This window comes from Idiomarina abyssalis, from assembly GCF_019797805.1.
Classification (GTDB): Bacteria; Pseudomonadota; Gammaproteobacteria; order Enterobacterales; family Alteromonadaceae; genus Idiomarina; species Idiomarina abyssalis.
On record NZ_CP081832.1, the window covers coordinates 748,492 to 774,623 of the forward strand.

At 48.2% G+C, this 26,132-nt stretch carries 31 protein-coding genes; 24 read left to right on the plus strand and 7 right to left on the minus strand.

From position 1 onward, the window contains the following. Positions 1–10 precede the first annotated feature (10 nt). Entirely contained in the window at positions 11–955 is a 945-nt protein-coding gene (ispH, locus tag K5X84_RS03495) for a 4-hydroxy-3-methylbut-2-enyl diphosphate reductase (protein ID WP_222236984.1), read from the plus strand. Positions 956–1,068: 113 nt separating this feature from the next. Here ispH and K5X84_RS03500 read toward each other — a convergent pair whose 3' ends face one another. Genes K5X84_RS03500 through K5X84_RS03515 form a run of 4 tightly spaced genes read right to left on the minus strand, consistent with a single transcriptional unit; the run spans position 1,069 to position 2,543 of the window. Further along, positions 1,069–1,413: a PulJ/GspJ family protein gene (locus tag K5X84_RS03500; protein WP_222236694.1), complete on the minus strand. Its 345-nt coding sequence runs from the start codon at positions 1,411–1,413 to the stop codon at positions 1,069–1,071. Beyond that, positions 1,394–1,588, minus strand: a complete 195-nt coding sequence (locus tag K5X84_RS03505; protein ID WP_054486775.1) for a hypothetical protein — start codon at positions 1,586–1,588, stop codon at positions 1,394–1,396. Before K5X84_RS03505 ends, K5X84_RS03500 begins: the two co-directional genes overlap by 20 nt. Before the next feature lie 35 nt (positions 1,589–1,623). Further along, entirely contained in the window at positions 1,624–2,133 is a 510-nt protein-coding gene (locus K5X84_RS03510; RefSeq protein WP_222236695.1) for a PulJ/GspJ family protein, read from the minus strand. Continuing rightward, complete coding sequence (locus K5X84_RS03515) at positions 2,127–2,543, minus strand: prepilin-type N-terminal cleavage/methylation domain-containing protein (protein ID WP_222236696.1); 417 nt, start codon at positions 2,541–2,543, stop codon at positions 2,127–2,129. Before K5X84_RS03515 ends, K5X84_RS03510 begins: the two co-directional genes overlap by 7 nt. A 157-nt stretch (positions 2,544–2,700) precedes the next feature. Here K5X84_RS03515 and flhA point away from each other — a divergent pair, with 157 nt between their 5' ends. The 12 genes from flhA to K5X84_RS03575 are packed head-to-tail and all read left to right on the plus strand — an operon-like array spanning position 2,701 to position 14,979. Next, positions 2,701–4,854, plus strand: coding sequence for a flagellar biosynthesis protein FlhA (gene flhA, locus K5X84_RS03520; RefSeq protein ID WP_224798056.1), 2,154 nt, complete (start codon positions 2,701–2,703; stop codon positions 4,852–4,854). A gap of 12 nt (positions 4,855–4,866) precedes the next feature. Then, the gene (gene flhF / locus K5X84_RS03525) at positions 4,867–6,204 is read left to right on the plus strand and encodes a flagellar biosynthesis GTPase FlhF (RefSeq protein ID WP_222236697.1); all 1,338 of its coding nucleotides are present in this window, start codon (positions 4,867–4,869) and stop codon (positions 6,202–6,204) included. 56 nt (positions 6,205–6,260) lie between these two features. Beyond that, the gene (locus K5X84_RS03530) at positions 6,261–7,133 is read left to right on the plus strand and encodes a MinD/ParA family protein (protein ID WP_054486785.1); all 873 of its coding nucleotides are present in this window, start codon (positions 6,261–6,263) and stop codon (positions 7,131–7,133) included. Further along, positions 7,126–7,851, plus strand: coding sequence for an RNA polymerase sigma factor FliA (locus K5X84_RS03535; RefSeq protein ID WP_054486787.1), 726 nt, complete (start codon positions 7,126–7,128; stop codon positions 7,849–7,851). Before K5X84_RS03530 ends, K5X84_RS03535 begins: the two co-directional genes overlap by 8 nt. 37 nt (positions 7,852–7,888) lie before the next feature. Then, positions 7,889–8,272: a chemotaxis response regulator CheY gene (gene cheY / locus K5X84_RS03540; RefSeq protein ID WP_016341317.1), complete on the plus strand. Its 384-nt coding sequence runs from the start codon at positions 7,889–7,891 to the stop codon at positions 8,270–8,272. Positions 8,273–8,285: 13 nt separating this feature from the next. Beyond that, positions 8,286–9,032, plus strand: a complete 747-nt coding sequence (locus tag K5X84_RS03545) for a protein phosphatase CheZ (protein ID WP_054486789.1) — start codon at positions 8,286–8,288, stop codon at positions 9,030–9,032. A gap of 13 nt (positions 9,033–9,045) precedes the next feature. Further along, positions 9,046–11,196 (plus strand): chemotaxis protein CheA, encoded by a 2,151-nt coding sequence (locus K5X84_RS03550; RefSeq protein WP_222236698.1) that lies wholly within the window; start codon positions 9,046–9,048, stop codon positions 11,194–11,196. A 15-nt stretch (positions 11,197–11,211) separates the two neighbouring features. Beyond that, positions 11,212–12,372: a protein-glutamate methylesterase/protein-glutamine glutaminase gene (locus K5X84_RS03555; RefSeq protein WP_222236699.1), complete on the plus strand. Its 1,161-nt coding sequence runs from the start codon at positions 11,212–11,214 to the stop codon at positions 12,370–12,372. A 12-nt stretch (positions 12,373–12,384) separates the two neighbouring features. Further along, a complete protein-coding gene (locus K5X84_RS03560) occupies positions 12,385–13,161 on the plus strand; it encodes a ParA family protein (RefSeq protein ID WP_222236700.1) in 777 nt (258 codons plus the stop codon). Between the two features lie 3 nt (positions 13,162–13,164). After that, a complete protein-coding gene (locus tag K5X84_RS03565) occupies positions 13,165–14,004 on the plus strand; it encodes a chemotaxis protein CheW (protein ID WP_222236701.1) in 840 nt (279 codons plus the stop codon). A 21-nt stretch (positions 14,005–14,025) separates the two neighbouring features. Next, positions 14,026–14,529 (plus strand): chemotaxis protein CheW, encoded by a 504-nt coding sequence (locus tag K5X84_RS03570; protein ID WP_054486799.1) that lies wholly within the window; start codon positions 14,026–14,028, stop codon positions 14,527–14,529. Between the two features lie 3 nt (positions 14,530–14,532). Beyond that, positions 14,533–14,979 (plus strand): DUF2802 domain-containing protein, encoded by a 447-nt coding sequence (locus tag K5X84_RS03575; RefSeq protein WP_222236702.1) that lies wholly within the window; start codon positions 14,533–14,535, stop codon positions 14,977–14,979. A 7-nt stretch (positions 14,980–14,986) separates the two neighbouring features. Here the strand turns inward: K5X84_RS03575 and K5X84_RS03580 are convergent, their stop codons facing one another. Then, positions 14,987–15,268 (minus strand): EscU/YscU/HrcU family type III secretion system export apparatus switch protein, encoded by a 282-nt coding sequence (locus K5X84_RS03580; RefSeq protein ID WP_054486803.1) that lies wholly within the window; start codon positions 15,266–15,268, stop codon positions 14,987–14,989. After that, a complete protein-coding gene (locus tag K5X84_RS03585; protein ID WP_222236703.1) occupies positions 15,265–16,932 on the minus strand; it encodes a flagellar hook-length control protein FliK in 1,668 nt (555 codons plus the stop codon). The genes K5X84_RS03580 and K5X84_RS03585 overlap by 4 nt, the downstream gene beginning before the upstream one ends. A gap of 78 nt (positions 16,933–17,010) precedes the next feature. Between K5X84_RS03585 and ccmA the strand changes: the two genes are divergently transcribed. From ccmA to K5X84_RS03640, 11 genes are read left to right on the plus strand one after another with little or no spacing between them, the layout of a single operon-like run. Beyond that, positions 17,011–17,667, plus strand: coding sequence for a cytochrome c biogenesis heme-transporting ATPase CcmA (ccmA, locus tag K5X84_RS03590; protein ID WP_054486807.1), 657 nt, complete (start codon positions 17,011–17,013; stop codon positions 17,665–17,667). Continuing rightward, positions 17,664–18,347, plus strand: coding sequence for a heme exporter protein CcmB (ccmB, locus tag K5X84_RS03595; RefSeq protein ID WP_054486809.1), 684 nt, complete (start codon positions 17,664–17,666; stop codon positions 18,345–18,347). The genes ccmA and ccmB overlap by 4 nt, the downstream gene beginning before the upstream one ends. 1 nt (position 18,348) lies before the next feature. Beyond that, positions 18,349–19,086, plus strand: coding sequence for a heme ABC transporter permease (locus K5X84_RS03600; protein ID WP_054486810.1), 738 nt, complete (start codon positions 18,349–18,351; stop codon positions 19,084–19,086). Then, positions 19,086–19,316, plus strand: a complete 231-nt coding sequence (gene ccmD / locus K5X84_RS03605) for a heme exporter protein CcmD (protein ID WP_054486812.1) — start codon at positions 19,086–19,088, stop codon at positions 19,314–19,316. The genes K5X84_RS03600 and ccmD overlap by 1 nt, the downstream gene beginning before the upstream one ends. Beyond that, a complete protein-coding gene (gene ccmE, locus K5X84_RS03610; RefSeq protein WP_054486815.1) occupies positions 19,300–19,782 on the plus strand; it encodes a cytochrome c maturation protein CcmE in 483 nt (160 codons plus the stop codon). The genes ccmD and ccmE overlap by 17 nt, the downstream gene beginning before the upstream one ends. Then, complete coding sequence (locus tag K5X84_RS03615) at positions 19,779–21,734, plus strand: heme lyase CcmF/NrfE family subunit (RefSeq protein WP_222236704.1); 1,956 nt, start codon at positions 19,779–19,781, stop codon at positions 21,732–21,734. The genes ccmE and K5X84_RS03615 overlap by 4 nt, the downstream gene beginning before the upstream one ends. Next, on the plus strand, positions 21,727–22,275 hold the full coding sequence (locus K5X84_RS03620) for a DsbE family thiol:disulfide interchange protein (RefSeq protein ID WP_222236705.1): 549 nt from the start codon (positions 21,727–21,729) through the stop codon (positions 22,273–22,275). The genes K5X84_RS03615 and K5X84_RS03620 overlap by 8 nt, the downstream gene beginning before the upstream one ends. Further along, positions 22,272–22,733 (plus strand): cytochrome c-type biogenesis protein, encoded by a 462-nt coding sequence (locus K5X84_RS03625; protein ID WP_222236706.1) that lies wholly within the window; start codon positions 22,272–22,274, stop codon positions 22,731–22,733. The genes K5X84_RS03620 and K5X84_RS03625 overlap by 4 nt, the downstream gene beginning before the upstream one ends. Then, positions 22,726–23,934 (plus strand): c-type cytochrome biogenesis protein CcmI, encoded by a 1,209-nt coding sequence (gene ccmI, locus K5X84_RS03630; RefSeq protein WP_222236707.1) that lies wholly within the window; start codon positions 22,726–22,728, stop codon positions 23,932–23,934. Before K5X84_RS03625 ends, ccmI begins: the two co-directional genes overlap by 8 nt. Next, positions 23,931–24,710 carry an MlaA family lipoprotein gene (locus K5X84_RS03635; RefSeq protein WP_199493055.1) on the plus strand — a complete coding sequence of 260 codons (780 nt, stop codon included), beginning with the start codon at positions 23,931–23,933 and terminating at the stop codon, positions 24,708–24,710. Before ccmI ends, K5X84_RS03635 begins: the two co-directional genes overlap by 4 nt. A gap of 55 nt (positions 24,711–24,765) precedes the next feature. After that, the gene (locus K5X84_RS03640; RefSeq protein WP_199493053.1) at positions 24,766–25,755 is read left to right on the plus strand and encodes a response regulator; all 990 of its coding nucleotides are present in this window, start codon (positions 24,766–24,768) and stop codon (positions 25,753–25,755) included. On the opposite strand, the gene K5X84_RS03645 is transcribed toward K5X84_RS03640, so the two are convergent. Next, a complete protein-coding gene (locus K5X84_RS03645; protein WP_199493051.1) occupies positions 25,724–26,035 on the minus strand; it encodes a DUF6170 family protein in 312 nt (103 codons plus the stop codon). The genes K5X84_RS03640 and K5X84_RS03645 overlap by 32 nt on opposite strands. Positions 26,036–26,132 lie beyond the last annotated feature (97 nt).

Consider the following 26,132-nt stretch of genomic DNA (forward strand, 5'->3'; position numbering starts at 1 on the left):
GGAGGAAATGATGCAGATTTTGTTGGCGAACCCACGTGGATTTTGTGCCGGAGTTGATCGCGCTATTACTATTGTCGAGCGGGCCCTGGAAATATTCGAGCCGCCGATTTATGTGCGTCACGAAGTGGTTCACAACAAGTATGTCGTCAGCAAGCTGCGCGATGCCGGTGCGGTATTTGTGGAAGAGTTGCACGAAGTGCCGGACGACCAAATCGTTATTTTTAGCGCCCATGGCGTTTCTCAGGCGGTCAGACAAGAAGCCAAAGATCGCGGTTTGAGGGTGTTTGATGCCACTTGTCCATTGGTAACCAAGGTTCATATGGAAGTGACGCGTGCCAGTCGAAAGGGACATGAATGTGTACTCATTGGCCATGCGGGACACCCGGAAGTTGAAGGCACCATGGGTCAGTATAAGAACGCCGATGGTGGTATCTACTTAGTTGAGTCGCCTGAAGACGTGAATAAACTGGAAGTGAAAGACTCGAAAAACCTCCATTATATGAGTCAGACAACCTTGTCGGTTGATGACACCGCCGATGTTATTGAGGCTTTGCGTCAGAAGTTTCCTGACATTAATGGTCCACGTAAGGACGACATCTGCTACGCCACCCAAAACAGGCAGGATGCGGTGCGTGAATTAGCCAGTGATGCCGATGTTATGTTAGTTGTGGGCGCACGCAATAGCTCAAACTCAAACCGCTTACGCGAGCTTTCAGAGAAAATGGGAACTCCGGCTTATCTAATTGATGATGCCAGTTGCATCGACCAAGCCTGGTTAGAAGGTCACGATAAAGTTGCGGTAACCGCTGGCGCTTCTGCACCAGAAGTGTTGGTGAAAGAGGTTATTGCTAAACTGCAGGAATGGGGTGGTAAGACCGCCATTGAACTCAGTGGCCGTGAGGAAAATATCACTTTCTCAATTCCCCCAGAGCTAAGGCCGCACCCGGCAGCTTAGCGCTAATATCTAGCGCACGAGCGATGCGTTTTAACGCGTCGCGCCTTCTCACTTTTTCACACGCAAGCAATTGGGAAGTCTTTGCAAAGCTGATATTCAAGTTATTGCTAATTTTATCGAGACAGCCAGACTTTCAATAAATACCTATTTTTTTCTCCCCAGGTTATTTCAACACCCATAGAAGCGTTGTTTTCGTCTATTGAATTAACATCTGAATGGATAATAAAACCGTTCGAAATGACTTCAGGTGATGGGGAAGAGCCATTTATCCAGTCAATATGGGTGTCTTGTATATAGCGGTTCAAAACTTCGACGGCCCGGGCTTTGCGCTTTGCTTTTTCAATAGCGCCTAACCCAATCTGGAGCAGCTGCTGACTACTGACAGCCCAAATAGCGACTATTGCAGAAGCAACCAAGGTTTCGGTCAGGGAAAAACCTTTACTTTTGTGCTGACTCATAATGCTCTTTCTGTCGGTTAAAATCGGCTTCTAACTGACCAGAAAGTACTTGCCACTGATGCTCTTGCTGAGCTTCCAGCATTTGCGCGTAGAAAAACAGGGCGGCGACGCTTGCGGAGCTTAGACTAATGAGTGTTACTAAGGTGAGTATTAACGCGAATCCTTTCGCTTGCATTGTGAACATCCTTCTCTGTGGTTAAAAGCAAAGGGCTAAGAAAATATCGTTATGCTTCGTTTAAACGGTTGCTCTTGCACGCCGTTTTTAGTGACCCGTGAAATAATCAGTGTAATAAACAGCTTTGAGGCGCGGTCAGACACTGACGGAACACTGGTTTCAACCATTAACTCCTGAACCTTAAATTGTGTTTTGTCGGTCAGTGACTGCCAACCATACCCTGAACAGTCCAGTGTCATAGGGTTATGCTGTAACTGGGAGTTCCTGACCCGAAAGCCAACCGACCCGCCGCTTTGGGTAGGGAAAATAAAGCAATTGCTTTGTGGATTTTGCACACTGCTCGCGATTGTCTGATTCAGGCTTTCAAAGAACTGATAAGAAACGGCTTGCCCACCCAGAATAAATTGTGCACTCGACACCGCACGAAACTGAGCGCCCTTTTGCCACTGCATTATTTGCTGAGTGGTGATCACAATAATAGAACCAAGTGCAGCAGCAATGAGTACTTCAACCAAGCTATAGCCATTACTTTTACTAACTAGCATAAGGAGATTCCGGGCAATGACGAGCCAAGGCTAACGCAAGAGCGAATGCGACCTTTGCTGCTTATAATTACTTTTATCATTCTGTCACCGCTTACAATCCGGACATGCCCAGGTACAGCCGCACCGGAGTTACCGTAGAACTTGAGTGGACTTGCTGCGCTGTACGTCGATTCTGTCATTGCTTTAAAAACACTGGAGCGAGCGTCAAGAGGTACCAATTCAGCAACTATTGAGCGCTGTTCCTTCTGTGCCTTTGCTTTTACTTGATGCAAATACAACAACCAGCGATTACTGGCCTGTTGCAACAGCAAGGTCTCCATTTGTTGACTCAATAACGGCATTGATAACGCACCTAGACCTGCGCTAATTGTCAGTGCAATAAGCATTTCAACGAGGGAATAACCACGCACGGTAATAACCTTTTTGTTAAAGAGCAGAGAGTGTAGCTGCGAGAAGATAAATATCTGTAGGCCAAAACGTATCAACGAGTCAGAAAATATTTAAAAGCTGGCTCGATTCTTGAATGAAACACCGCAGGTTCAACTTTTTGACGCAACAGGAAGACGTATGGCGGGCGGTGCCGAAAAGTTAGTAGATTTAAGAAATTTCACGCAGAACAACGCGCATCTGATTAAAGGATTCGGGACGCCTGTGGCCATTATGGCCATTCTGGCGATGGTAGTTCTGCCAATTCCGGCCATGGTGCTGGATATTCTGTTCTCGTTTTCAATTACCTTGTCGCTGGTAGTTATGCTGGTGGCGGTTTATACCCAACGTCCGCTAGATTTCGCTGCGTTTCCGACGGTATTGCTTATTGCTACGGTCTTACGGTTAAGCCTTAACGTTGCCTCAACCCGTATTGTTTTGCTGGAAGGTCATAACGGCCCCGGCGCGGCGGGCTCAGTGATTGAAGCCTTCGGTAGCGTGGTCATAGGCGGTAACTACACCGTTGGTCTGGTGGTGTTTGCCATTCTGGTTATTATTAACTTTGTGGTTATCACCAAAGGTGCCGGCCGTATTTCAGAAGTTACTGCCCGTTTTACCCTTGATGCCATGCCGGGTAAACAGATGGCTATTGATGCCGACCTGAACGCCGGTTTAATCAATCAGGAAGAAGCCAAAGCCCGACGCAGTGACGTAACCCGTGAGGCCGATTTCTACGGCTCTATGGACGGTGCCAGTAAGTTCGTAAAAGGGGATGCCATAGCCGGTATCCTTATTCTCTTTATTAACATTATCGGCGGCCTGCTCATTGGTATGATCCAGTACGGCCTGACCTTTAATGAGGCCGTGGAAGTTTATACCCTGTTAACCATTGGTGACGGCCTGGTCGCGCAAATCCCCTCTTTATTACTGTCGGTTGCGACCGCCATTATCATTACTCGCGAAAATGACAGTAAAGACATGGGTGATGCCGTTGTCCTGCAACTGCTTGATAACCCCAAGGTTCTGGTCATTACCAGTGCGGTACTCTTTGCTATGGGTGTTATCCCCGGTATGCCACATCTGGCGTTCTTGAGTATGTCAGCGGTACTAGCCGGTGCAGCGTACTTTAAGCTTAAAAAGTCAAAAGTCGAAGAAGGCGAGCTGGTAGAGAAAGAACAGGAGCAGCAAGTCCAGCAGGCGCAGCAAAAAGAGCTTAGCTGGGACGATGTGCGCCATGTAGACACTATTGGTCTGGAAGTTGGCTATCGTTTAATTCCTTTGGTCGATAAGCAGCAGGGCGGCGAGCTCCTGTCACGCATAAAAGGCGTGCGTAAGAAGCAGTCACAGGAATTTGGTTTCCTGGTGCCAGCTGTTCATATCAGAGACAACCTGGATTTAGGCCCTAACAGTTACCGAATTACCCTAATGGGTGTGACTATGGGCGAAGCTGAAATTCGCCATGACTGGGAAATGGCGATTAACCCGGGTCAGGTTTTCGGCGAATTGGAAGGCGAAAAAACAACTGACCCTGCCTTTGGCCTGGATGCGGTCTGGATCCGTCCGGAACAACGAGAGCATGCGCAGACCCTGGGTTATACCGTGGTGGATGCGGCAACTGTGGTTGCAACACATTTAAGTCAAATAGTGACAAACCATGCGTCACAGCTACTGGGTCATGAAGAAGCACAAGAATTACTGGATCGTTTAGGTCGCACTCATCCTAAGCTGGTTGAAGGCCTGATTCCGGATCTGCTGTCATTGGGCAATTTTGTGAAAGTACTGCAAAACCTATTGGATGAAGGTATTGCGATTCGTGACATGCGCACCATTGTACAAACCCTGGTTGAGTATGCGGGGCGTAGTCAGGACCCAGAAGTATTAACGGCTGCGGTCAGAATCTCACTACGCCGTTTAATTGTTCAGGACATTGCTGAAGGGGCGGCTGAACTGCCTGTCATAACTTTGGCACCAGAGTTGGAACAGATGTTGCATCAGTCATTGCAAATGGCTGGTAATGACGGAAATCAGCAAGGCGCCGGAATCGAACCAGGTTTGGCCGAACGCCTGCAACAGTCATTACGCGAAGTGCATCAGCAGCAGGAAATGAATGGTGAACCTTCAGTACTGCTGACCTCTGGACTTCTGAGGTCAACCATGGCGCGATTTGCGCGTCACGCTACCGATGGTATGCGAGTGTTGTCCTATCAGGAAGTACCGGATGATAAACAAATTCGCATTGTCAGCTCAATTGGTGGACAACAAAACGGTGGTGAACAAACCGCCACACAAGAGTAACGGGAGTCGCTTGTGAAGATTAAACGCTTTTTTGCCGAAGATATGCGCCGTGGTTTGCAACAGGTTAAAGAAACCTTAGGTCCGGATGCTATTATCCTGTCCAATAAGAAAGTGAATGGTGGTATTGAGCTGGTTGCAGCCATTGACCCCGATGCGCAACAGGCACAGCCAATGGCTGAGCAGGCACCGAATGAGCCGGCCGCATCAAAGACACCGGAAGTACCGGCTGAATCTTTGCAGGAACTGTTACAGCGTCAGGCGCAGGCTGAACAGCCTGCGCAACGCACTGCTGAGCAAGAGGTTGCTGAGCCGGCCACACAACGGCCAGAGCCGAAACCAGAACCACAAGGCTTCGCGGATTCTCAGCTAAGCGACGATATTTTTCCTGAACAAGTAAACGCACCAGCAGCGGACGACTCCCAGGCCATTGCTGAACTGCGCTCTCAGGTAAACGGTATTCGTCAATTACTGGAGCATCAGTTAAGTGGCTTGATGAAGCAGGAAATGGATCGCGAAGAACCAACCCGTGCGATGCTGATGAATCGCTTGATGTCTATGGGCTTAAGTGAACGAGTTGCGGACCAGATTGCCTGTTTTATTCCCGAAGGTGGCTCAGACGATGAAGCCTGGGAACAGACCCTGCATTTATTAGAAGGTCAGTTGAATACCACGTCCGACGATATTTTGACACGCGGCGGTGCGGTTGCTTTAGTCGGCCCTACAGGCGTGGGTAAAACCACCACTATTGCGAAGCTGGCTGCTCGTTACGCTCAGCGCCATGGTGCGGATAAAGTGGCATTAATTACCACGGATACCTTCCGTATTGGTGCCAGTGAACAATTACAAACCTATGGTCGTATAATAGGGTGTCCGGTAAAAGTTGCTAAAAATGCGCAAGAGCTGGCAGATGCGTTACTTTCACTGCGCCAGAAGAGTTTAATTTTAATTGATACTGCAGGCATGGGCCAACGCGACAAGCGTTTGAGCGAGCAGTTAAACCAGCTTATCCAGAATTCAAGACTGCGTATTCGTCCATATCTGGTGCTTTCAGCGACATCACAGAATCAAGTATTGATGGATGCCGTTAAGCAGTTTAAAACTTTGCCTTTATCCGGTTGCATTTTTACCAAGCTGGACGAATGCTTAAGTTTAGGTGAGAGTATTAGCGTAGCTATTGAGCATGGCTTACCAGTAGGCTATTTAACCAATGGTCAGCAGGTTCCTGAAGACATTCGGGTTGCCGATGCGAACTTTATGGTAGCGGAAGCCGAGCGTTTGCTTGATAAAAGCATTTGTTCCTCAGTGTCAGACGTGCCAAAATCGTATTGGAATGCGGCGTTTTCTCGCTGAATGAGCCGAAGTAATATGAAGCTGTTGTCAATTTAGTCAGAAAAGAGATACGCCCGATGGATCAAGCAAGCGGTCTGCGAAGAATGAAACAATCAAAAGTAAAAGTTATTGCGGTAACCGGTGGTAAAGGTGGCGTGGGTAAAACCAATGTGTCGCTGAATATGGCTATTGCAATGGCAAAGCAGGGCAAACGAGTATTGGTGCTGGACGCCGACTTAGGCCTGGCTAACGTCGATGTGATGTTGGGTCTTCGTGTTGAGCGTAATCTCTCTCATGTGTTAAGCGGCCAGTGTGAACTGGAAGATATTCTGATAGAAGGCCCTGCGGGAATAAAAATTGTTCCGGCAACGTCTGGTACACGTTCGATGGTGGATCTCAGTGAATCTGAGCATGCCGGTTTAATTAGAGCGTTTAGCCAGTTACAGGGTAATTATGACGTGCTGATTGTGGATACCGCAGCTGGCATAGGTAACACCGTTGTCAGTTTTGCCCGAGCCTCACAGGACGTGTTAGTCGTAGTTTGCGATGAACCAACATCGATTACCGATGCTTATGCTCTTATTAAAGTATTGAGCCGTGAGCAGGGGCTTTTCAAATTCAAGGTAGTTGCCAATATGGTGCGCAATATGCGTGACGGGCAAGTACTGTTCAATAAGCTCACTAAGGTTACCGACCGGTTTTTAGATGTTGCTTTGGAGCTGGCAGCAATTATTCCTTTCGATGAAAACTTGCGTTTAGCCGTGCGGAAACAGCAATCTTTTGTCATGGCTTACCCTAAATCGCCGGCGTCATTAGCGATAAAAGCGCTGGCTAAGAAGGCGCTGGACTGGCCGGTTCCGGCTCAAGCCGGAGGACATTTAGAATTTTTCCTTGAACAATTGATAACTTCTGCCGATAACGAGAGTAAGCGGGATGTTGCCAATGAATAAAGCTGCCGTTTATGCCGCCACTGCTGACAACCGGAATGCCATTATTGAGCAGCATACCGGACTGGTTAAGCGTATTGCCCACCACATGATGGCGAGACTACCCGCCAGCGTGCAAGTGGATGATTTAATACAGGCAGGCATGATTGGCTTACTAGAAGCTGCGCGTAACTTTGATAACAGCAAAGGTGCCAGTTTCGAAACTTTTGCCGGCATTCGCATTCGTGGTGCGATGCTGGACGAAATTCGTCGCGGCGATTGGGCCCCTCGCTCAGTACACCGTAACCACAGACGTGTGCTGGAAGCCATTCGCCAGGTTGAAAACGAGACCGGGCGGGACGCAAAAGATACGGAAGTAGCCGCAAAACTGAATATGGGTATGGATGAATACCACCATATTTTACGGGATGTGAGTTCAGGACGAATTGTCGGAATTGAAGATCTTGGCGTGTCGGAAGATGCGTTAATGCCAGAGCAGGTAACAGGTTCAGCTTATGAGCCACAACGAGATGTTGAGAACGCTGCGTTTCATAAAGCATTGGTTTCGACAATTTCATCGTTACCAGAACGTGAAGCCTTGGTGCTTTCGTTGTATTATGACGAAGAATTGAATTTAAAAGAGATAGGTGAAGTGCTGAGCGTGAGTGAATCACGTGTCAGTCAGATTCACAGTCAGGCAATGTTGCGACTGAAGTCGCGAATGCAAAATTGGGTTGAATAAACTTTGGTGGTAATCGAGAGCCTCAGTGGAGGGTGCTTTGGATAAAAATATGAAAATTCTTGTTGTGGATGACTTTTCTACAATGAGACGAATCATTAAGAATTTACTTCGTGATCTTGGCTTTACCAATATTCAGGAAGCTGATGACGGTAATACGGCTTTACCCATGTTGCAGAACGGTGATTTCGACTTTGTCGTAACCGATTGGAACATGCCCGGTATGCAGGGAATTGACTTGCTGCGTGAAATTCGCAAGGACGATAACCTGGCGCATTTACCGGTATTGATGGTAACGGCCGAAGCTAAGCGTGAGCAAATCATCATGGCCGCACAAGCGGGGGTTAATGGTTACATCGTGAAACCATTTACAGCCGTAACGTTGAAAGAAAAGCTCGACAAGATTTTCGAACGTATTAGCTAAAGGGCGAATGACTATGTCTGATAACGCCCATGATATTTCTCTGGAGCAAGCCAAGGAACTCGTAGCCTTGCTTGAAGACGGGAAGCAGCAGCAGGCAAATCAATTACTGGAAGACGTTTACAACCGTCGTAACGACAAGTTGTTTACTTCTGTCGGCCAGTTAACACGCGACCTCCACGAAGCACTTCAGGATTTTCAGGTAGACCCTCGCATTGTGCAAATGACACAAGATGATCTTCCTGATGCGCAAAACCGTTTGTTGTATGTCATTGAGAAAACCGAAGACGCAGCCAATAGAACAATGGATGCGGTAGAGGCTTGCCTGCCTTTAGCAGATGAGATGCATCAGCGTGTAGAGAAGGTCATGCCGGCCTGGAACAGGCTGATGAGTAACGATATTGAGTTAAATGAATTCAAGTCTTTATGCCATCAGGTCGATGACGTACTTAAGCGCTGTGGTGAAAACATGCCACAAGTGCATGGGTTGATGACTGAAGTATTGATGGCTCAGGACTTTCAGGATATTACCGGGCAAGTTATTCGCCGGGTTATTCAGTTAGTTGAAGACGTTGAAAAGAACTTAATTGAGCTACTCAAAATATTCGGTAAAGAAGAAGAGCGCCGTAAGGCAGCAACCTCAACGCCTGATAAGAAAAATGCAGGTGTTGCGGAAGGCCCTATTATAGATGCTGATCAACGCGATGACGTGGTTGGCGGACAAGACGAAGTGGACGATTTGCTGTCCAGTTTAGGTTTCTAGGAGCATCAGTCGCATGAGCTTTGATATGGACGAAGACATTCTGCAGGACTTTTTGATCGAGGCGGGAGAGATCCTCGAGCAATTGTCTGAACAGCTGGTTGAACTGGAAAATGATCCAGAAAATAAAGACCTGCTGAATGCTATTTTCCGTGGTTTTCATACCGTGAAAGGTGGTGCCGGGTTTTTGTCGCTGGGCGCACTCGTTGATACCTGCCACGGTGCGGAAAATGTGTTCGATACCCTGCGTAATGGCCAACGTACCGTCACCTCCGACTTGATGGATGTTATTCTACAGTCGCTGGATACCATTAATGCTCAATTTGCACAGGTTCGGGCCAAAGAAGAACCTGAAGCTGCATCACCTGAATTACTGGAACTTCTGCATAAGTTGAGCCAGCCGGAATCGGAAGATGAAGAGCCGGTTAAAGCGCCGGAACCAGAACCCGAACCAGAGCCCGAACCAGAGCCCGAGGTAGCTGACGCGAGTAGCGGCGAAAGTATTGATGAAATTCAGGACGACGAATTTGAAGCTTTACTGGATGAACTGCATGGTGAAGGTAAAGGACCGGGCAAGAAAGAAGAAGCTAAAGCTTCCGCTGCTGAGTCGGCACCGGGCGATGACAACGATGAAATAACAGACGATGAGTTTGAATCGTTGCTGGATGAATTGCACGGCAGTGGTAAGGCGCCTCAAAGTGCTGAGAAGACACAAGAGAAGCAAAAAGAGCCGGCAAAAGATGACGAAATAACAGATGACGAGTTCGAGTCGCTGTTAGATGAACTCCATGGCAGTGGTAAAGCGCCGACGCCTAAAGGAGATAAGCCAGCAGAAAAAGCCGCTGAGAAGAAACCTGAGCCAAAAGCGCAAGCTAAACCTCAACCTAAGCCTGCAGCTAAACCAGAGCCGAAAGCAGCTGCGGCCAAAGCGGAAGATAAACCTGCGGCAGCAAAATCCGTGGATAAAAAGCCAGCGGCGCCGGCACCAGCTCAGGCTGAAACCACAGTCCGGGTTGATACCAAACGTTTAGATGAAATTATGAATATGGTCGGTGAGCTGGTTTTAGTCCGGAATCGTCTATTAAGCCTGAGTAACTCAGATGAATCAGACAGTGACGAGATGGGGAAAGCCATTTCTAATCTGGATGTTGTAACTGGCGATTTGCAAGGCGCGGTTATGAAAACCCGTATGCAGCCTATTAAGAAAGTTTTTGGGCGTTTCCCTCGGGTTGTCAGGGACTTAGCGCGCAGCCTTAAGAAAGAAATTAACCTTGAGATGTACGGTGAAGATACCGACCTGGATAAAAACCTGGTAGAAGCACTGGCCGATCCTTTGGTGCATTTGGTTCGTAACTCTGTTGACCACGGTATTGAAATGCCAGACGTGCGCGAAGCTAATGGTAAACCGCGTGCGGGTACGGTAACGCTGTCGGCGTCTCAGGAAGGCGACCATATTATGCTGTCGATTAAAGACGACGGTGCAGGTATGGATGCGGAAAAGCTTAAGGGCATTGCTATCAGCAAAGGTATTCTCGATACCGACGCCGCTGCGCGTCTGAGTGACGAAGATGCTTATAATCTGATTTTTGCCGCTGGCTTTTCGACCAAAGAAGAAGTTTCAGACATATCCGGCCGCGGTGTCGGGATGGATGTGGTTAAAACCAAAATTAGTCAGCTTAACGGTAGTGTCAAAATTCAGTCTGAGCTGGGTAAGGGCACGGAGCTTTTAATTAAAGTTCCACTGACTCTGGCGATACTGCCTACCTTAATGGTTGCGGTAAAAGAGCAGACATTTGCTCTGCCACTGGCTGTGGTAAGCGAAATTATCGACCTCGATATGAAGCGTACCAATACCGTTGATGGTCAATTAACACTGATTGTACGTGACCGTGCTATTCCGCTGTTTTTCTTAGAGCATTGGTTGGTTCGTAATCCGGATCGTTCAAGCCGTAATGAGAAAGGCCATGTCGTGGTTGTGCAAATTGGCAACCAACAGGTTGGTTTCGTCGTCAACGCATTGATTGGTCAGGAAGAAGTGGTCATAAAACCATTAGATAAGCTATTGCAGGGTACACCGGGTATGGCTGGAGCAACTATCACCAGTGATGGCGGTATTGCTTTGATTGTTGATGTACCAAGTATGCTTAAGTATTACGCAAAACGATAACGGGACACACCGTTCATGACTGTAAAAGTTCTCGTGGTAGATGACTCGGCGTTTTTCCGCCGCCGGGTGACTGAGATTTTAGAAGACAATGCCAACATTAAAGTGATTGGTAGTGCCAATAACGGAGAAGAAGCGGTTTCACAAAGTCGCGTGCTTAAGCCGGATGTCATTACCATGGACATTGAAATGCCGGTAATGAACGGTATTGATGCTGTGAAAGCCATAATGAGCAGCAACCCTTGCCCTATTTTGATGTTTAGCTCGCTGACTCATGAAGGCGCTACAGCTACGTTAAACGCGTTAGAAGCGGGCGCCGCTGACTTCCTGCCAAAGAAATTTGAAGACATTGCACGGAATCGCGATGAAGCAGTGAACACGCTGCAGGATCGCGTACTGGCAATTGCCCGGCAACCTGTTAGCCGCACGCCTGCCAGACCCTCACCGGCACCGGCAGTAAAGAAACTAGCAGAACGCCCGGATGAGCCAAAGACCGCGCTTGAGCGTATTCGTCAGCGCAACCAGGAATTACAGAGCCAGCGTGAAAGTGATGCCCGCACCGCAAAGTCTGCAGGGTCACTAACAACGAACCGGGCGTATCAGATTTTGGCAATAGGAACGTCGACTGGAGGCCCTGTCGCGCTGCAGAAAATACTGACTCAGCTACCGGCTAATTTCCCTTATCCAATTGTAATGGTTCAGCATATGCCGGCAGCGTTCACAAAAGCTTTTGCACAGCGTCTGAATGGTTTGTGTCAGGTTAATGTGAAGGAAGCAGAGGATGGCGACGTGCTCAGAGCCGGGACAGCGTATTTAGCGCCGGGCGGAAAACAACTTATGGTCGAAGGCAGGCCGGGTAGTGCACGTTTAAGGGTAAAAGACGATACCAGTGGACGCATTACTTATAAGCCGAGCGTGGATTTAACCTTTGCAAGCTTATCAAAGACCTATATGGGTAAAGTGCTTGGTGTCATTTTAACCGGTATGGGAGCCGATGGTCGTGATGGCTCTCGTATGCTGAAAGATCAAGGAGCCACGATATGGGCCCAAGATCAGGCCAGCTGTGTTGTCTATGGTATGCCGCAGGCTGTTGCGCAAGCGGGAATTTCAACTCGCAGTATTAGCCTGGATGACATGGCCAGGATGATTATGAAAGAAGTCGGTTACAGCGGCTTATAGCGGGATGAGTGAATGATCGTATGGACGGTAGCTAATCAAAAAGGCGGGGTCGGCAAGACCACGACAGCTGTTGCTTTGGCTGGACTTTTGGCTGAGCAGGGTAAGCGGGTCCTTTGTATTGATACCGATCCTCACGCGTCATTAACTTACTATTTTGGCATTGACTCGGAAGAGCTTGAATCCAGTGCTTTTGATGTATTTAGCGCCGGTAAGAACATAACGGCTGAGCTAATGCGTCGCAGTATTTTGCCAACCGAGTTTAACCACCTGAGTGTTATGCCGGCGACTATGGCGTTAGCAACGCTGGATAGAAAGCTGGGGACTCAGGACGGCATGGGGTTAGTACTTAAGCGCGGCCTGGCGATGATAGCCGATGACTTCGATTATGTCCTGATTGATGTACCGCCGGTATTGGGGGTTCTTATGGTGAATGCACTTGCCTGTTGCCGACGAGTGCTAATTCCGGTGCAGACTGAGTTTTTGGCCTTGAAAGGCCTTGACCGCATGATGCGAACCTTGACACTCATCCATAAGTCGCGTGGCGAGAATTACGCTTATACCATTATCCCGACACTTTACGACAAACGAACCAATGCATCGCTGCAAACTTATAAAAAACTGATTGCCCGTTATGGACGTTCGGTCTGGAATGGCATGATTCCAATAGATACTAAATTTCGGGATGCATCTAACGAGCAACAACCTCCTTCAGTTTATGCGCCTAAGGCGCGGGGAGTTTTGGCTTATCAATCCTTGTTGACCAATTTACAGCAGTTGGATGTACGTTGATTTATGAACATGAAACGCGATAACAGTGAAGCGGCAATGGCCGAATACCTCGACGCTTTATTGCTCGAGGAAGAAACGGTTGAGTTCGATAACGAGCCGGTAAAACGACTGCTTGCACAGGCCGCGCCGAAAATTCAGGCGGTATCTGAGAAAGAAACCGTTAGTCTGAATCGCGAACAGGATTTATTACCTTTAGTTTCTGTAAAAGCTGACGATATCTATACAGAGCCGGAAGTTGAAGTTTCCACGGAAGTGGATACCTCGACCGAAACAGTAACCGATGATTCATCGGCTGCTGAAATAGATAACGAAACAGAAACTGAAGCGGAAGTTACTGAAGAACTGGATATACAGGCAGAGCCTCTCCCCGACGCGATGTCTGAGTACATGGAACACGATTTTCAGGCTCTGTTTTTTAAAGTAGCCGGACTGACACTGGCAGTACCATTGAAAAGTCTTGGCGGTATTCATCAATTGGGCAAAATTAGCCCGTTGATGGGTAAACCGAAATGGTTCCGCGGTATTATGACCGAACGAGACAACAAGCTTCAGGTGGTCGATACGGCTCGCTGGGTTATGCCTGAGAAATGCACGCCTGAGCTGGAAGAGAGTTTAGACTATCAGTACTTGATTACACTAAACGACAGCCCGTGGGGCTTGTTGTGTGAAGAGCTGGTTACCAGCGAACCTTTGCAGCCGCATTCAATTCAGTGGCGTAAAGAGACGAATAACAAGCGACCCTGGCTTGCCGGGGTTGTCCGTGACAGAATGTGTGCATTGCTCGATGTTAACGCATTGATTACACTTCTGGATAAAGGTCTGGGACATATCCAGCAAGATTAATAACGCATGGCGGAGTAAGACATGAGTAAAGACAATCGCGCTATCAAGAATGAAACTGACGTTGATAGTAATGACGAAGTTCTGCAGTGGGTAACATTCCAGCTGGAGCAGGAAACTTACGGTATCAATGTAATGCAGGTTCAGGAAGTGCTGCGCTACAGCGAAATTGCTCCGGTACCTGGCGCACCTAACTATGTATTAGGCATTATCAACTTGCGCGGGAATGTCGTTACCGTTATTGATACGCGTCTGCGTTTTGGTCTGCAAACAACCGAAGTCACCGACAACTCTCGTATCGTCATTATTGAGTCTGAACAGCAGGTGATTGGTATACTGGTCGATAGCGTGGCTGAGGTTGTCTACCTGAAAACGTCAGAAATTGACAGCGCACCAAATGTTGGCACCGATGAAAGTGCCCGCTTTATTCAGGGTGTCAGTAACCGCGATGGTGAATTACTGATTTTAGTCGATTTGGACAAAATGCTAACCGATGAAGAATGGGATGAAATTTCCCGTCTGGGTTAATTCATGACGAACTGGTTATTTGTTATTTCAGCGCTGGCTCTTGGGCTGGCGCTTATTGCGTTAGTCGCCGTGGTTATTACTTCGCGGCGGCAGGCTGAGTTAATAGAGCGTCAGCAGCAGCGCTTATTAATGCTGACAGAAACGGCCAGTGAAGTTTTATCGCTGCGTGAGCAGTTTAAACAGCAGCCAGAAGCATCATCTAAATCTGACTTTGCCCAACAGCAGGTGGTTGCTCAATTGCAACAGCAGGTTGCACAGCTAAATGACGAGCAACAACAGTTGCAGCAGAAATTACAGGAAGTGGCGGAGCAGGACCCGGGCAGTAAGCTTTATCAGCGCGCGGCTAAGCTGGTTGCCAGTGGTGCCAGTGCAGAGGAACTGATGCAGGAGTGTGACTTACCTCAGGCCGAAGCGGAGTTGCTCATTTCCTTGCATAAAAAAGGCGCGTAGCTTCGTATTAACCTTCTTCCCATTGCCTTGGGAACTTGCCATCCAACAGATAGGCGAAAGCAATAATTTCGGCGATAATAATGTAAAGCTCTCTGGGAATTTCATCGCCTACATTGAGCTTTGCCAGTGAATCTGACAAGAGCGGATCTTCGTGCACTAAAACTCCGTGCTCTTTAGCTACGGCGATGATTTCTTCCGCTAGCTCGTCGAAACCGCGAGCGATTACCTTGGGCGCATTAAAGCCGTCGTACGACAGTCCTATTGCCTGCTTTTCTTTTTTCTCACTCATACTGTCACCCGAATAATGCCACTGTGCTGCTGCGCTAGGTTGTCTGGAATTTTGCCTTGCTGAACCCGAAGTTTAACGCTGTTTACTTCTAATTCTTCCAGTCTTTTCTCGAGCTTTTCGACATGACTTTCCACCACTTTTTGCGCTGTTTTAGTTTCAGTATAGAAGTCAACTGAAGAGCCCTGAGGGTGGTAGCGACCTTTGACCAACAGAGGGCCTGTGCTATCTAATTCGAAGCGCAGAGTAAATAACCATAAAGTACGGCCGCTGTTTTCTTTGTTGTTACTGTCCTTCTCCCGGCGAATAAGAAGCTCATGTTGCTGCGGCTTTTGTGTGTCGGCCGGTAGCAAAATGTAATATTCCGGTTGCTGCGGAGCCGACTCCTGCAGCCGTGCCTGACTGCTTTGCGCTGAATTCAGAATGCCGGTAAAGAGTTGCAGTAGTCGCTGCAATTGCTGTTGTGGCAGCTGTTGTAACAGCGCATTTATGCGCTCACGAACCTCTCCGGCATTTTCCGGAGCTGGGTTAAGTACCTGCTGTATCAGCGCTTGAGTAAACTGGTTAGGCAAGGCTCTGGGGGCTGAGTTATTGACCGTTGTTGTTTCAGGCTTTTGTTGCATAGCCAGCCCCAGCAGCGTCATCAGCATTTGCCCCAGGCTGCCCATTTGCTGACTGGGCTGGGCACTGACCGGGCGTGCGGCAAACCAGTCACTAACCCAACTCTGTAGCGCTTGTGGGCGTTGCATAGACTCCGGAGCAGGCATTTGCTGCAACACCTTCAATAAAAGCTGCTGCAGGGCTTTCGGTGGCGACTGAGTGGCTTCTCGCATTGCATCAGCAGACAGCCGCGGGGGTGTTTGTTGTAGCCCTTCAACCGTTGGCTGAGTAAAGAGCTTAGGCCTGATATTTTCAGGTATAAAGCTCTGCAGGGCTTGCTGAAATTGCTTTGGGGTCAGTTGTTGAGCCTGTTTGATTGCCAGCCCACTGGCAACAGGCACCGTTAATTTTTGCGCTGCCTGCAAGTTTAAGTTGCTTTGGCTGCCCGGCTGGCTATCGACTTTAGCTGCAGGAGCTGTTTGAACGGCTGACTGCGAAATAGGTTGAGGTTTAACCGGTAGCTGCACGGTTGCAACTTTTCCCTGTTCAACAAAGGCTTTAACCAACTTGGCCGGTAACTGTGTTAACGGTATTTCTGCAACGGCAACCGGCTTCGCATTACCGGTGGTATTCAGGCTTAACTGCACAACCGGTAGCTTGGGATCCGGCTGGGTAATGGTTAGCTGCAATTTTGCGGGGGCAGTCAACTGGGGTTGTAAATTCTTAGGTGGATTCGGCCACTGCCAGTTGTTGCCCTGAATACGCGCTGGTTGCTGTCCGCCTTTTGCCGGTTCATAAGTTACGGGTAAACTAATTTGAACCAGTAGTTTAGCGAGTAATTTTGCAGTGCTGGCCTGAACTAAAGGTGAATTGTTGGTGGTAGCTGATACCGTTTGGCCCTGTTGAATGTTAGCCGAAGGCGCAGATGGCATATTATTGGTTTTCGGTGTATCGGCCCCACTATTAAAAATACGCATGAGACTGGATAATTGCTGTTGTTCGGCACGAGCTAAAGTCCGTTCCGGTGATGCCATCATTTGTTGTAGCAGTTGCTTAATATCAGCCATGCGCTTTACCTAAATTTTATGGTAGAATCGTGGGCATTTGCGTCAGCTTACCAGTAAGGTTTCGGTTGTAAAATCCGCATGACACAGGTTGCTTCCACCAATAGTCCACTATTGCACGCAGAGCAGTTAAGCTCAATCCGTGGTGGGCGAGTATTGTTTGAAAATCTCAACTTTTCGGTAAGTGCTGGTCAGTTGTGGCAAGTCAGCGGACCTAACGGAGCTGGCAAGTCCTCACTGTTACGCATTCTGACAGGCTTATTAGCGCCGTCAAATGGTCTTGTGTCGTTTTACGGCAAGCCATTAAGTCATAACTGGTCAGAGTATTGCGAACAACTTTTGTTCATTGGTCATAAGGCCGCCGTCAAAGGCGAATTAAGTGCCCGTGAAAACTTTCACTGGCAGCAACAATTGTCTTCGACCGAAGATATCGACGCCTGGGAGCTACTTGAAAAGCTCGGTTTACTCGGTTTAGAGGATGAACTGACAGCCCGTTTATCGGCAGGGCAGCAAAGGCGGGTCGCTTTAACCCGGCTGTGGGCTACGCAGGCTTCACTTTGGATCCTGGACGAACCTTTCACTGCACTCGACGTGCAGGGAATTGCTTTGTTGCAGCAGCGCTTTGTCGAGCATATACAAAACGGCGGTACTATCATTTTTACTTCGCACCAGTCGCTGACCCTTTCTGATCTGACCCCTGAAAAACTGTCACTGGAATATCAGGGGGAAATACTATGAGCCAGTTATCGAGCCGACAAATTTGGGTGACCTTGCTAAAGCGCGATCTTCGCATAGCGGCACGGCGGCGCAGTGACGCACTGAACCCGTTACTTTTTCTGTTGATGGTTGTGACTTTGTTCCCCCTGGGCATTGGTCCAGGACCGGATATTTTAGCCCGCATTGCACCGGGTATTATTTGGGTCGCGGCATTATTAGCCAGCTTACTGGGTCTTGAACGGCTGTTCCGCGATGATTTCCAGGACGGTACATTGGAGCAACTATGCTTGTTGCCCCAGCCTTTGGCTTTTACTGTGACGGCAAAAATGGCCGTACACTGGTTGTTAAGCGGCTTACCCTTAGTTATTTTGTCACCCGTGCTGGCATTGCTGCTGAGTTTACCGTTGCAAGGCTGGTGGGCACTGGCATTAACTTTATTGTTGGGCACACCGGCGTTAAGTGCTTTAGGCGCTATTGGTGCGGCGCTGACCTTACAAGTTCAGCGCGGTAGCTCGCTGGTGAGTTTAATCCTCATTCCGCTCTTTATTCCTTTATTGATATTTGCCACAGCTGCGGTGGAAAATGCGTCGATGGGGCTTGCAGTTCATGGCCAGTTAGCGATACTGGCGGCAATTTCTGTTTTAACCGTAACATTGGCTCCGCTGGCTGTCGCAGCGGGCATTAGAATGAGTGTAAATTAATATGTGGCGATGGTTACACCCCTATGCAAAACCGGAAGCAACTTACCATTTATTGCAGAAACTGCTCCCTTGGTTCGTAGCTCTGACATTAGTGACCCTGGTTACAGGTGTTATCTGGGGGCTGGCGTTTGCTCCGGGTGACTACCAACAGGGCGACAGCTATCGAATCATTTTTCTGCACGTGCCTTCCGCTATTTTCTCTATGGGTGCGTACATGGGTATGGCGATAATGGGGGCTATTGCTCTTATCTGGCAGATTAAGACCGCGGAGTGGTCTATTCCGGCCATAGCTCCGGTCGGTGCTGCGTTGACAGTGGTTGCTTTGCTTACCGGGGCTATCTGGGGTAAACCGATGTGGGGAACCTGGTGGGTATGGGATGCGCGACTGACCTCTGAACTCATTCTGCTGTTTCTTTATGTTGGTGTCATGGCTCTGTATTTCGCCTTTGATGACGCCAGAACAGGGGCAAAAGCTGCGGCAATACTGTCTCTGGTAGGGGTTATTAACTTACCGATTATTCATTTTTCTGTGGAATGGTGGAACACCTTGCATCAAGGCGCCACCATTACGAAATTCGAGCGGCCTTCAATAGCGACCAGTATGCTTATACCTTTACTGATATGCCTTGCAGGCTTTGCTTTTTTAACGGTTTCACTAGTGATGATGCGGTTAAAAAATGAGATACTCAGACATGAATTACATCGTCCATGGGCACAACAACGACTGGAGCAGGACTAATGGCTTTTGACAGCTTCACCGACTTTGTCGCAATGGGTGGTTATGGACTTTATGTCTGGTTGTCATTCTTTCTCAGTTTTGTCGTGCTGGCTGGTGTTGCGCTTGAAACTTTATTAGCAAAACGACAGCTGGCTAAGAAAAGCAAGCAGTTACAGCAGCGTCAAGAGCGTTTAGCAAGACGCAAAGCAAGCCGTGCAGAAGTAGGAGACGGTAATGAATCCAAGACGTAAAAAGCGCTTAACCTGGGTGGCTGTTTTAGTCATTGGGGTATCTGTTGCAACCGGGCTTATGTTGTATGCCCTAAGTCAAAGTATTGACCTGTTTTATACACCAACTGAGTTGGTAGAAGGCAAGGGCAAAGACAAACAGAAGCCGCAGGTTGGTCAGCGCATCCGGGTAGGCGGTATGGTGGTTGAAGGTTCCGTCGAGCGTAACCGCGAAACTCTGGAAGTCTCCTTTGAAATTACTGACATTGGGCCCGAAGTTACGGTGCTGTATCAGGGTATTTTGCCGGACTTATTCCGCGAAGGTCAGGGCATTGTCGCGCAAGGCGAACTGATAGAGCCAACGGTGTTAAAAGCCAGCGAAGTATTAGCTAAGCATGACGAAGAATATATGCCACCGGAGCTTGCGGAGCAGATGAAAGGCATAAAGCACGTTAACCCCAATAAAGTTGAAGAGGGCGGCGAGCAATGATTGCTGAAGCAGGACATCTTGCCATAGCCATTGCTCTGGCTTTTTCAGTATTACTGGCGGTTTACCCGTTATGGGGCGCGGCAAAAGGTAACGGCGGTATGATGTCACTAGCCCGTCCTTTTGCCTATGGCCAGTTCTTCTTTACCGCTATTGCCTTTGCTTTACTTGTCGCAGGCTTTGTTACTAACGACTTTAGTATTGCTTATGTTGCTGCTAACTCAAATAGCCAACTACCGGTCGTGTATCGGGTAACGGCTGTATGGGGCTCTCATGAAGGGTCGTTCCTGTTATGGATGCTAATGCAGGCCGGCTGGATAGCTGCCGTTGCGATATTCTCCCGCTCTATGCCGCTACCAATGATAGCTCGTGTGTTAGCTATTCTGGGTTTGATTAGCATTGGCTTTTACCTGTTCATGATCACGGTGTCTAACCCCTTTGATCGCAGTTTGCCATTAATTCCCGTTGATGGAAGAGACTTAAACCCGTTATTGCAGGATCCGGGGATGATCATTCATCCGCCGTTGTTGTACATGGGTTATGTCGGATTTTCAGTTGCTTTTGCGTTTGCTATAGCCGCACTATTGTCGGGTAAACTTGATGCCGCCTGGGCGCGCTGGTCTCGTCCCTGGACACTCGCCGCGTGGATTTTTCTGACGCTGGGTATTGCTATTGGTAGCTGGTGGGCTTATTACGAGCTTGGCTGGGGTGGCTGGTGGTTCTGGGACCCGGTCGAAAATGCGAGCTTTATGCCATGGCTGGTAGGAACCGCATTGTTGCACTCGTTAGCAGTAACTGAGAAGCGGGGTAGTTTTAAATCCTGGACCGTTTTATTGGCAATTTCTGCCTTTAGCTTAAGTTTACTGGGGACATTCCTGGTGCGCTCAGGCGTTCTCGTTTCAGTACACGCCTTTGCTTCTGACCCCACTCGTGGTCTGTTTATTCTGGTTCTGCTGGGGCTGGTTGTTGGCGGCTCTTTGATTTTATACGGACTGCGTGCCGGCAAAATGCAAAGTTACAGTCGTTACGAATTGCTCTCTCGCGAAGTCATGCTTTTGGGTAATAACGTACTGTTAATGGCAGCCATGGTGGTGGTGTTTTTAGGAACCATGTTACCGCTGGTTCATAAAGAAATAGGGCTGGGTACCATTTCAATTGGCGAGCCTTTCTTTAATGAACTCTATAGCTGGCTGGTTATTCCATTTGCGTTAATGCTCGGCCTGGGGCCTTTAATGCGCTGGCGCCGTCAGGCTATGAAGCCGCTTTTAAAACCGCTGGCGTTGGCGTTATCGATAGCTATTGTTCTGGCGTATGCGTTACCTAAAATTTGGGCTGATGAGCTTCCTGCGATGGTTGTTATTGCTTTGTTTCTTGCCTTCTGGGTAGCGCTTGCGACTCTAACGGAAGTTCAGCAAACCGTGAAGCAACGCAAGCAAGGCTTATCGGGGCTTACTAAGATCTCCGGTAGTCACTGGGGAATGGTGCTTGGACATTTAGGGTTTGCTGTAACACTGATTGGTATTAGTCTGGTATCGCACTACGAGCAAGAGCGCGATATTGCGATCGCCCCGAGCCAATCAGCGGACGTTATGGACTACCAGGTGGTATTCGAGAGGCTGGAACATCGAGAAGGGCCTAACTACGACGCAGATGAAGGCTTGTTTACGGTGTATCAGGACGGAGAACAAATTACTCAGTTAACGAGTGAAAAACGCTTCTACCGAGTTCAGCGCACCAGCATGACCGAAGTCGGTCTCGATGCCAGTCTATTACGTGATATTTACATTGCCATGGGTGAGCCCTTAGATGACGAAACCTGGGCAATTCGCTTTTATATAAAACCTTTTGTGCGCTGGATATGGCTCGGTGCCATTATTATGGCCATTGGTGGCGCTATGGCGTTGGCCGACAAGCGCTATAGAAAGCGCAGTAAAAAGGAGGCAGCCGATGACTAAGTTTCGTTGGTTGATTCTGTTTGGGCCGTTGGTTTTGTTTGCAGGTCTTGTGCTTTTCTTACTGAAAGGTTTAGGTAGTGACCCGACGGAGCTGGATTCCGCACTGGTCGATGACCCCGTGCCGCAGTTTCAGGCGAAAGACCTTTATGATACTGATATTACTTATGACCAGTCTGTACTTCATGACGGTCCGCTACTGATGAATGTATGGGCAACCTGGTGTCCTACTTGCCGGGCTGAACATGAGTTTCTAAATGAGTTGGCGGCTAAGGGGATTCCTATTGTTGGTCTCAATTATAAAGACGACTCCAGGGAAAAAGCGATTAATTGGCTGAACACGCTGGGCGACCCTTATACCGTTAACCTGTTCGACCCTGAAGGCGAAATTGCCTTTGATTTTGGTGTCTATGGGGCGCCGGAAACCTACTTTATTGATCATAAAGGTGTTATCCGATATCGCCACGTGGGCGATGTGAATGAACGTAATTGGTCGAGTAAACTGCAGGGAATTTATCAGCAGTTGGTGGAGGAAGCGAAATGATACGCACACCTCTATTGGCTTTAATGACTGCTTTTTTGATGGTTTCTTTTGTTTCCGCGGAAGATGAGAACACTCGCCAGTTCGAAAACGAGCAACAACATGAGACCTATCGTCAGCTGATAAAAGAATTGCGCTGTCCTAAGTGCCAGAATCAGAATATCGCCGACTCTAATGCCCCTTTAGCTGAAGATATGCGCGATCGCACATATCAGATGCTGAAAGAAGGCAAATCGAGAGAAGAGATTATCAACTTTATGATCGCGCGTTATGGTGACTTTGTTCACTACCAACCTCCGTTTACGAAAGTGACCAGCATTTTATGGTGGGGACCATTATTAATTCTGGTTATTGGTGTGGGCACAGCGATAGCACTGACCCGAAAGAAAAAAGCTGCAGTGGAATTAACACAGGAAGAGCGTGAGCGTTTAGAGCAACTGAGGAAGTCGCGCGATGAGTAGTTTATGGTTATTAATGTTGTTGATGTTGCTCGTTGCCGTAGTTTTCGTCTTACTGGCAACAGGCAAGCAACGCCGTTATCACAAGCGGCAGGATGAAAACCAACGCTGGTATGAACAACGTCTGGCCGAGCTTGAAGAAGAGCGCTCTCAATATGACCTGCCTGATGAAGATTATCAGCACGCAAAGCAAGAATTGGACAAAACGTTTTTGAATGACAGCCAGGATGTTGAAGAAAACGTTCACTGGCACCGGGCTCCTGTGGCATTGCCTATTGTTTTGTTGTTGGTTGTTTCTGCTGGTCTTTACTGGGCTTTTGGAAGTTGGCAACTACAACTACAGGCGGAAGATGCACGCAGGCAACTTCCGGAATTAGGCAAGACTTTACTGCAGCAACAGAACCAACAAGCCAGTCGAGAAGATTTAAATACCTTTGCATTAGGCCTGCGACAGAAGCTGATGCGTGAACCAGAGGACGCCATTGCCTGGTGGATTTACGCGGGCATAATGGTTGATTTAGGAGCCGGAGAGGATGCTGATGAAGCATTCCAGAAGTCACTGCAAATTGAGCCCAATAGGGTTAATACGTTAGTCAGCTATAGCCGTTTTCTATTGATGTCAGGTGCTGAAGATGGTCAGCCTAAAGCAGCTCGTCTGCTAGCTCGAGCATTAAAGCAAGACCCGGACAATATCGAGGCTCTATCTTTACTGGGCTTTGTTGCTTTTGAACGTCAGGACTGGGCACAGGCAATCAGTGCCTGGGAGTTACTAAAAGAACGGTTGCCGAAAACTTCCGAGCGATATCAGGCTGTAGTCAACGCGTTAGACAACGCTAAAGAGCAGCAGGAAAAAGCCGAGGTGCAATTACAGGTTAGGGTGACGTTAAGTGATAACATGCGCCATCACCTGCCGGAGAATGGCACGCTCTTTGTTTATGTAACGGGAATGGAACAGCCTATACCGGCTGCCGTCGTTCGCCAACCAGTCAGCGAGTTTCCGGTTACTGTAACTTTGTCCAATCAAAACGCCATGCTACCTGATTATAAGATGAGCGACCTCGATCAATGGCAGGTGCATGCACGTATTTCGCAAGACGAGAAAATAGATCGACAAGCGGGTGATCTTGAAGCAGAAAGAGTCACTATAAATGCTGACGGTTCAGCCGAATTAACTTTGACCTTATCAAGCCGGATTGAAGAATGAAAAAATATGGATTGTTACTACTTGTTTCTCTACTAACGGCGGGGTGTTCGTCAACACCAGACGACCCTTATGCAGACCCTCGTGACCCGTTTGAAGATTTTAACCGGGGAATGTGGGAGTTCAACCGCGATGTAGACAAAGCGGTTATAAAGCCTGCAGCGGAAACCTATGAATATATTCCGCAGCCAATTCGAACTTCTTTGTATCAAGCCGTAGAGAATCTTGAAGAACCGTCTTCATTTGTGAATAACTTACTGCAGTGGAAAGTAGCCGATGCCGGCATCTCTCTGGGCCGCTTTGTTGTGAACTCCACCGTTGGTTTAGTGGGTTTGTTCGACGTTGCAACACCTATGGGTTTGACAAAGCGGGAAGAGAGCTTTGGGCAAACACTGGCAGTCTGGGGGGTGCCTGAAGGGCCTTATTTAATGCTGCCGCTCATGGGGCCTACGGTAGTGGTTGATCGCGGTGGTGATTACGCCGATGGCCAGTACTTTCCGTATCCTCTCTTAAGCTGGCCTCTGGATGTTGCACGTTACGCAATCAAAGGTCTGGAAATGCGCCTGCGGTTACGTGAACAGGAGCGAGTATTAGAAAACTCTCTTGACCCCTATTCTTTTGTTAAAGACGTGTACTATCAGCGCTGGCAGGACCAAGTTTTTGATGGCAACCCTCCGCTTGAAGACGAAGACTTCGATGACTTTGACGATTTCGACGATGACTGGGACGCTGATGATGAATTCGACGACTCTGACGATTCCGGCGATGAGTCTTATTGACGATTAGCCATTCCTGAACAATGCTTAGGGTATGAGTCAAAGCAAAGAGTAGACCATGCCCCGAGCACACATCGCACTAATTGAAGATGATCCCGTCTTCCAGTCTGTTGTCAGACAGTATCTGGAAAAGAACGGATACGATGTGTGCTGTGCTGATAATGGTATTGAGGGAATTGAAATTTGCCGTACCCAGTGTCCTGATATTGTCCTTTGTGACTTAAAGCTGCCGGATATTGATGGCCTTGAGGTCATTGAGCAACTTCTAAAAGTCTGCACCCACATTCCAATTATTGTTATTTCCGCTTCGGAGAAAATGTCAGACATACGCGAAGCCGTGCGACTGGGAGCCTGGGACTATCTCGTAAAACCAATTCAAAGCCTGGATATTATTGAAAATGCGGTTGAGCATTGCTTACGCCGTTATCAGTTGGAAGAAACCTACCTGCACGATGTTTGGGAGTTAGATGCACACATTGACATCCTTTATCAGGACGACTTGATAGTCGGCCGCCTGATAGAAGAGCTACACCCCGACGGAGTTTTAAGCCTTAACGATTACCGGTTTGACTGTAGCTTTAATGATATTGGGCAAGCACCGGTTTGGGTTGACTACAGGCCTTTAACTGATGGTAAAGTGCTGGTTATTATGGCTGCCGCGCAGAATGCGACAGAGCAGAATTTGCTGCCGCTGCTGGTATTAAAAACATTGATTGATCCACTGATAAGACAACATTTATCCGGCCATGATGACACTCTGCTGTCGCCGGGCGTGTTATTAAGCCACTTGAACCACGAACTATGCCATTCACAAGTCAGAACCGCATTCGACACTCTGGTTGGCGTGGTGGATACACAAAAACACAGTTGGGTATGGGCTCAGGCCGGGGATAAATTTAAACCTGAGCCGGGCGCTAAACCTGATTTGGCTCTCGGTATCTGGCAACACGCTAACTTTCGTGAGCACAAAATTGAATATTTACACAAGTTACACTGCGCTTTTCAGGGCACCGAACTTATTGTGAGTGCTGTGCCTCAAACTGCTTAATGGCTCTATCCAGATAAGGTAATGACATATTCAGATTAATGGGCTGAGTAAATAATGGATACCCAATACCGGCGGCCAACAACGCAGGAACTTTCCACCATCCCTCAACTTCGACAATAAAGAAGAAAATAAGACAAATAGGCACCAGTTTGGCCATATTGCAAATGAGGCGACGGGGAACCGGCATCTTTTCCTGTGCCATGGACAAAATCATAGCGCGTTCAGTAAAGCTGTACCGGGATAGTTGCGGGATGTTACGCGAAGAAAAATACAAAGCCATAGTCAGTCTTTCATTTGAATTTTGTTAATTGGGTTGCATTATAACATGGGAAAAGGTTATAAACTTCCGCTTCTGAAGCGAACAGAATTTAAGGACA

Bases quoted from the DNA above. Each gene is read 5' to 3' on its own strand.
- K5X84_RS03645 (WP_199493051.1), bottom strand. From the start codon at position 26,035: ATGGCTTTGTATTTTTCTTCGCGTAACATCCCGCAACTATCCCGGTAC.
- K5X84_RS03615 (WP_222236704.1), top strand. From the start codon at position 19,779: ATGATTGCTGAAGCAGGACATCTTGCCATAGCCATTGCTCTGGCTTTT.
- K5X84_RS03500 (WP_222236694.1), bottom strand. From the start codon at position 1,413: ATGAGTCAGCACAAAAGTAAAGGTTTTTCCCTGACCGAAACCTTGGTT.
- ccmA (WP_054486807.1), top strand. From the start codon at position 17,011: ATGACACAGGTTGCTTCCACCAATAGTCCACTATTGCACGCAGAGCAG.
- K5X84_RS03565 (WP_222236701.1), top strand. From the start codon at position 13,165: ATGAACATGAAACGCGATAACAGTGAAGCGGCAATGGCCGAATACCTC.
- K5X84_RS03620 (WP_222236705.1), top strand. From the start codon at position 21,727: ATGACTAAGTTTCGTTGGTTGATTCTGTTTGGGCCGTTGGTTTTGTTT.
- K5X84_RS03555 (WP_222236699.1), top strand. From the start codon at position 11,212: ATGACTGTAAAAGTTCTCGTGGTAGATGACTCGGCGTTTTTCCGCCGC.
- K5X84_RS03550 (WP_222236698.1), top strand. From the start codon at position 9,046: ATGAGCTTTGATATGGACGAAGACATTCTGCAGGACTTTTTGATCGAG.
- K5X84_RS03585 (WP_222236703.1), bottom strand. From the start codon at position 16,932: ATGGCTGATATTAAGCAACTGCTACAACAAATGATGGCATCACCGGAA.
- ispH (WP_222236984.1), top strand. From the start codon at position 11: ATGCAGATTTTGTTGGCGAACCCACGTGGATTTTGTGCCGGAGTTGAT.
- K5X84_RS03570 (WP_054486799.1), top strand. From the start codon at position 14,026: ATGAGTAAAGACAATCGCGCTATCAAGAATGAAACTGACGTTGATAGT.
- K5X84_RS03535 (WP_054486787.1), top strand. From the start codon at position 7,126: ATGAATAAAGCTGCCGTTTATGCCGCCACTGCTGACAACCGGAATGCC.
- K5X84_RS03545 (WP_054486789.1), top strand. From the start codon at position 8,286: ATGTCTGATAACGCCCATGATATTTCTCTGGAGCAAGCCAAGGAACTC.
- K5X84_RS03510 (WP_222236695.1), bottom strand. From the start codon at position 2,133: ATGCTAGTTAGTAAAAGTAATGGCTATAGCTTGGTTGAAGTACTCATT.
- ccmE (WP_054486815.1), top strand. From the start codon at position 19,300: ATGAATCCAAGACGTAAAAAGCGCTTAACCTGGGTGGCTGTTTTAGTC.
- K5X84_RS03600 (WP_054486810.1), top strand. From the start codon at position 18,349: ATGTGGCGATGGTTACACCCCTATGCAAAACCGGAAGCAACTTACCAT.
- flhA (WP_224798056.1), top strand. From the start codon at position 2,701: ATGGCGGGCGGTGCCGAAAAGTTAGTAGATTTAAGAAATTTCACGCAG.
- K5X84_RS03560 (WP_222236700.1), top strand. From the start codon at position 12,385: ATGATCGTATGGACGGTAGCTAATCAAAAAGGCGGGGTCGGCAAGACC.
- ccmD (WP_054486812.1), top strand. From the start codon at position 19,086: ATGGCTTTTGACAGCTTCACCGACTTTGTCGCAATGGGTGGTTATGGA.
- K5X84_RS03505 (WP_054486775.1), bottom strand. From the start codon at position 1,588: ATGCAAGCGAAAGGATTCGCGTTAATACTCACCTTAGTAACACTCATT.
- K5X84_RS03530 (WP_054486785.1), top strand. From the start codon at position 6,261: ATGGATCAAGCAAGCGGTCTGCGAAGAATGAAACAATCAAAAGTAAAA.
- K5X84_RS03575 (WP_222236702.1), top strand. From the start codon at position 14,533: ATGACGAACTGGTTATTTGTTATTTCAGCGCTGGCTCTTGGGCTGGCG.
- K5X84_RS03580 (WP_054486803.1), bottom strand. From the start codon at position 15,268: ATGAGTGAGAAAAAAGAAAAGCAGGCAATAGGACTGTCGTACGACGGC.
- ccmB (WP_054486809.1), top strand. From the start codon at position 17,664: ATGAGCCAGTTATCGAGCCGACAAATTTGGGTGACCTTGCTAAAGCGC.
- ccmI (WP_222236707.1), top strand. From the start codon at position 22,726: ATGAGTAGTTTATGGTTATTAATGTTGTTGATGTTGCTCGTTGCCGTA.
- K5X84_RS03640 (WP_199493053.1), top strand. From the start codon at position 24,766: ATGCCCCGAGCACACATCGCACTAATTGAAGATGATCCCGTCTTCCAG.
- K5X84_RS03625 (WP_222236706.1), top strand. From the start codon at position 22,272: ATGATACGCACACCTCTATTGGCTTTAATGACTGCTTTTTTGATGGTT.
- K5X84_RS03635 (WP_199493055.1), top strand. From the start codon at position 23,931: ATGAAAAAATATGGATTGTTACTACTTGTTTCTCTACTAACGGCGGGG.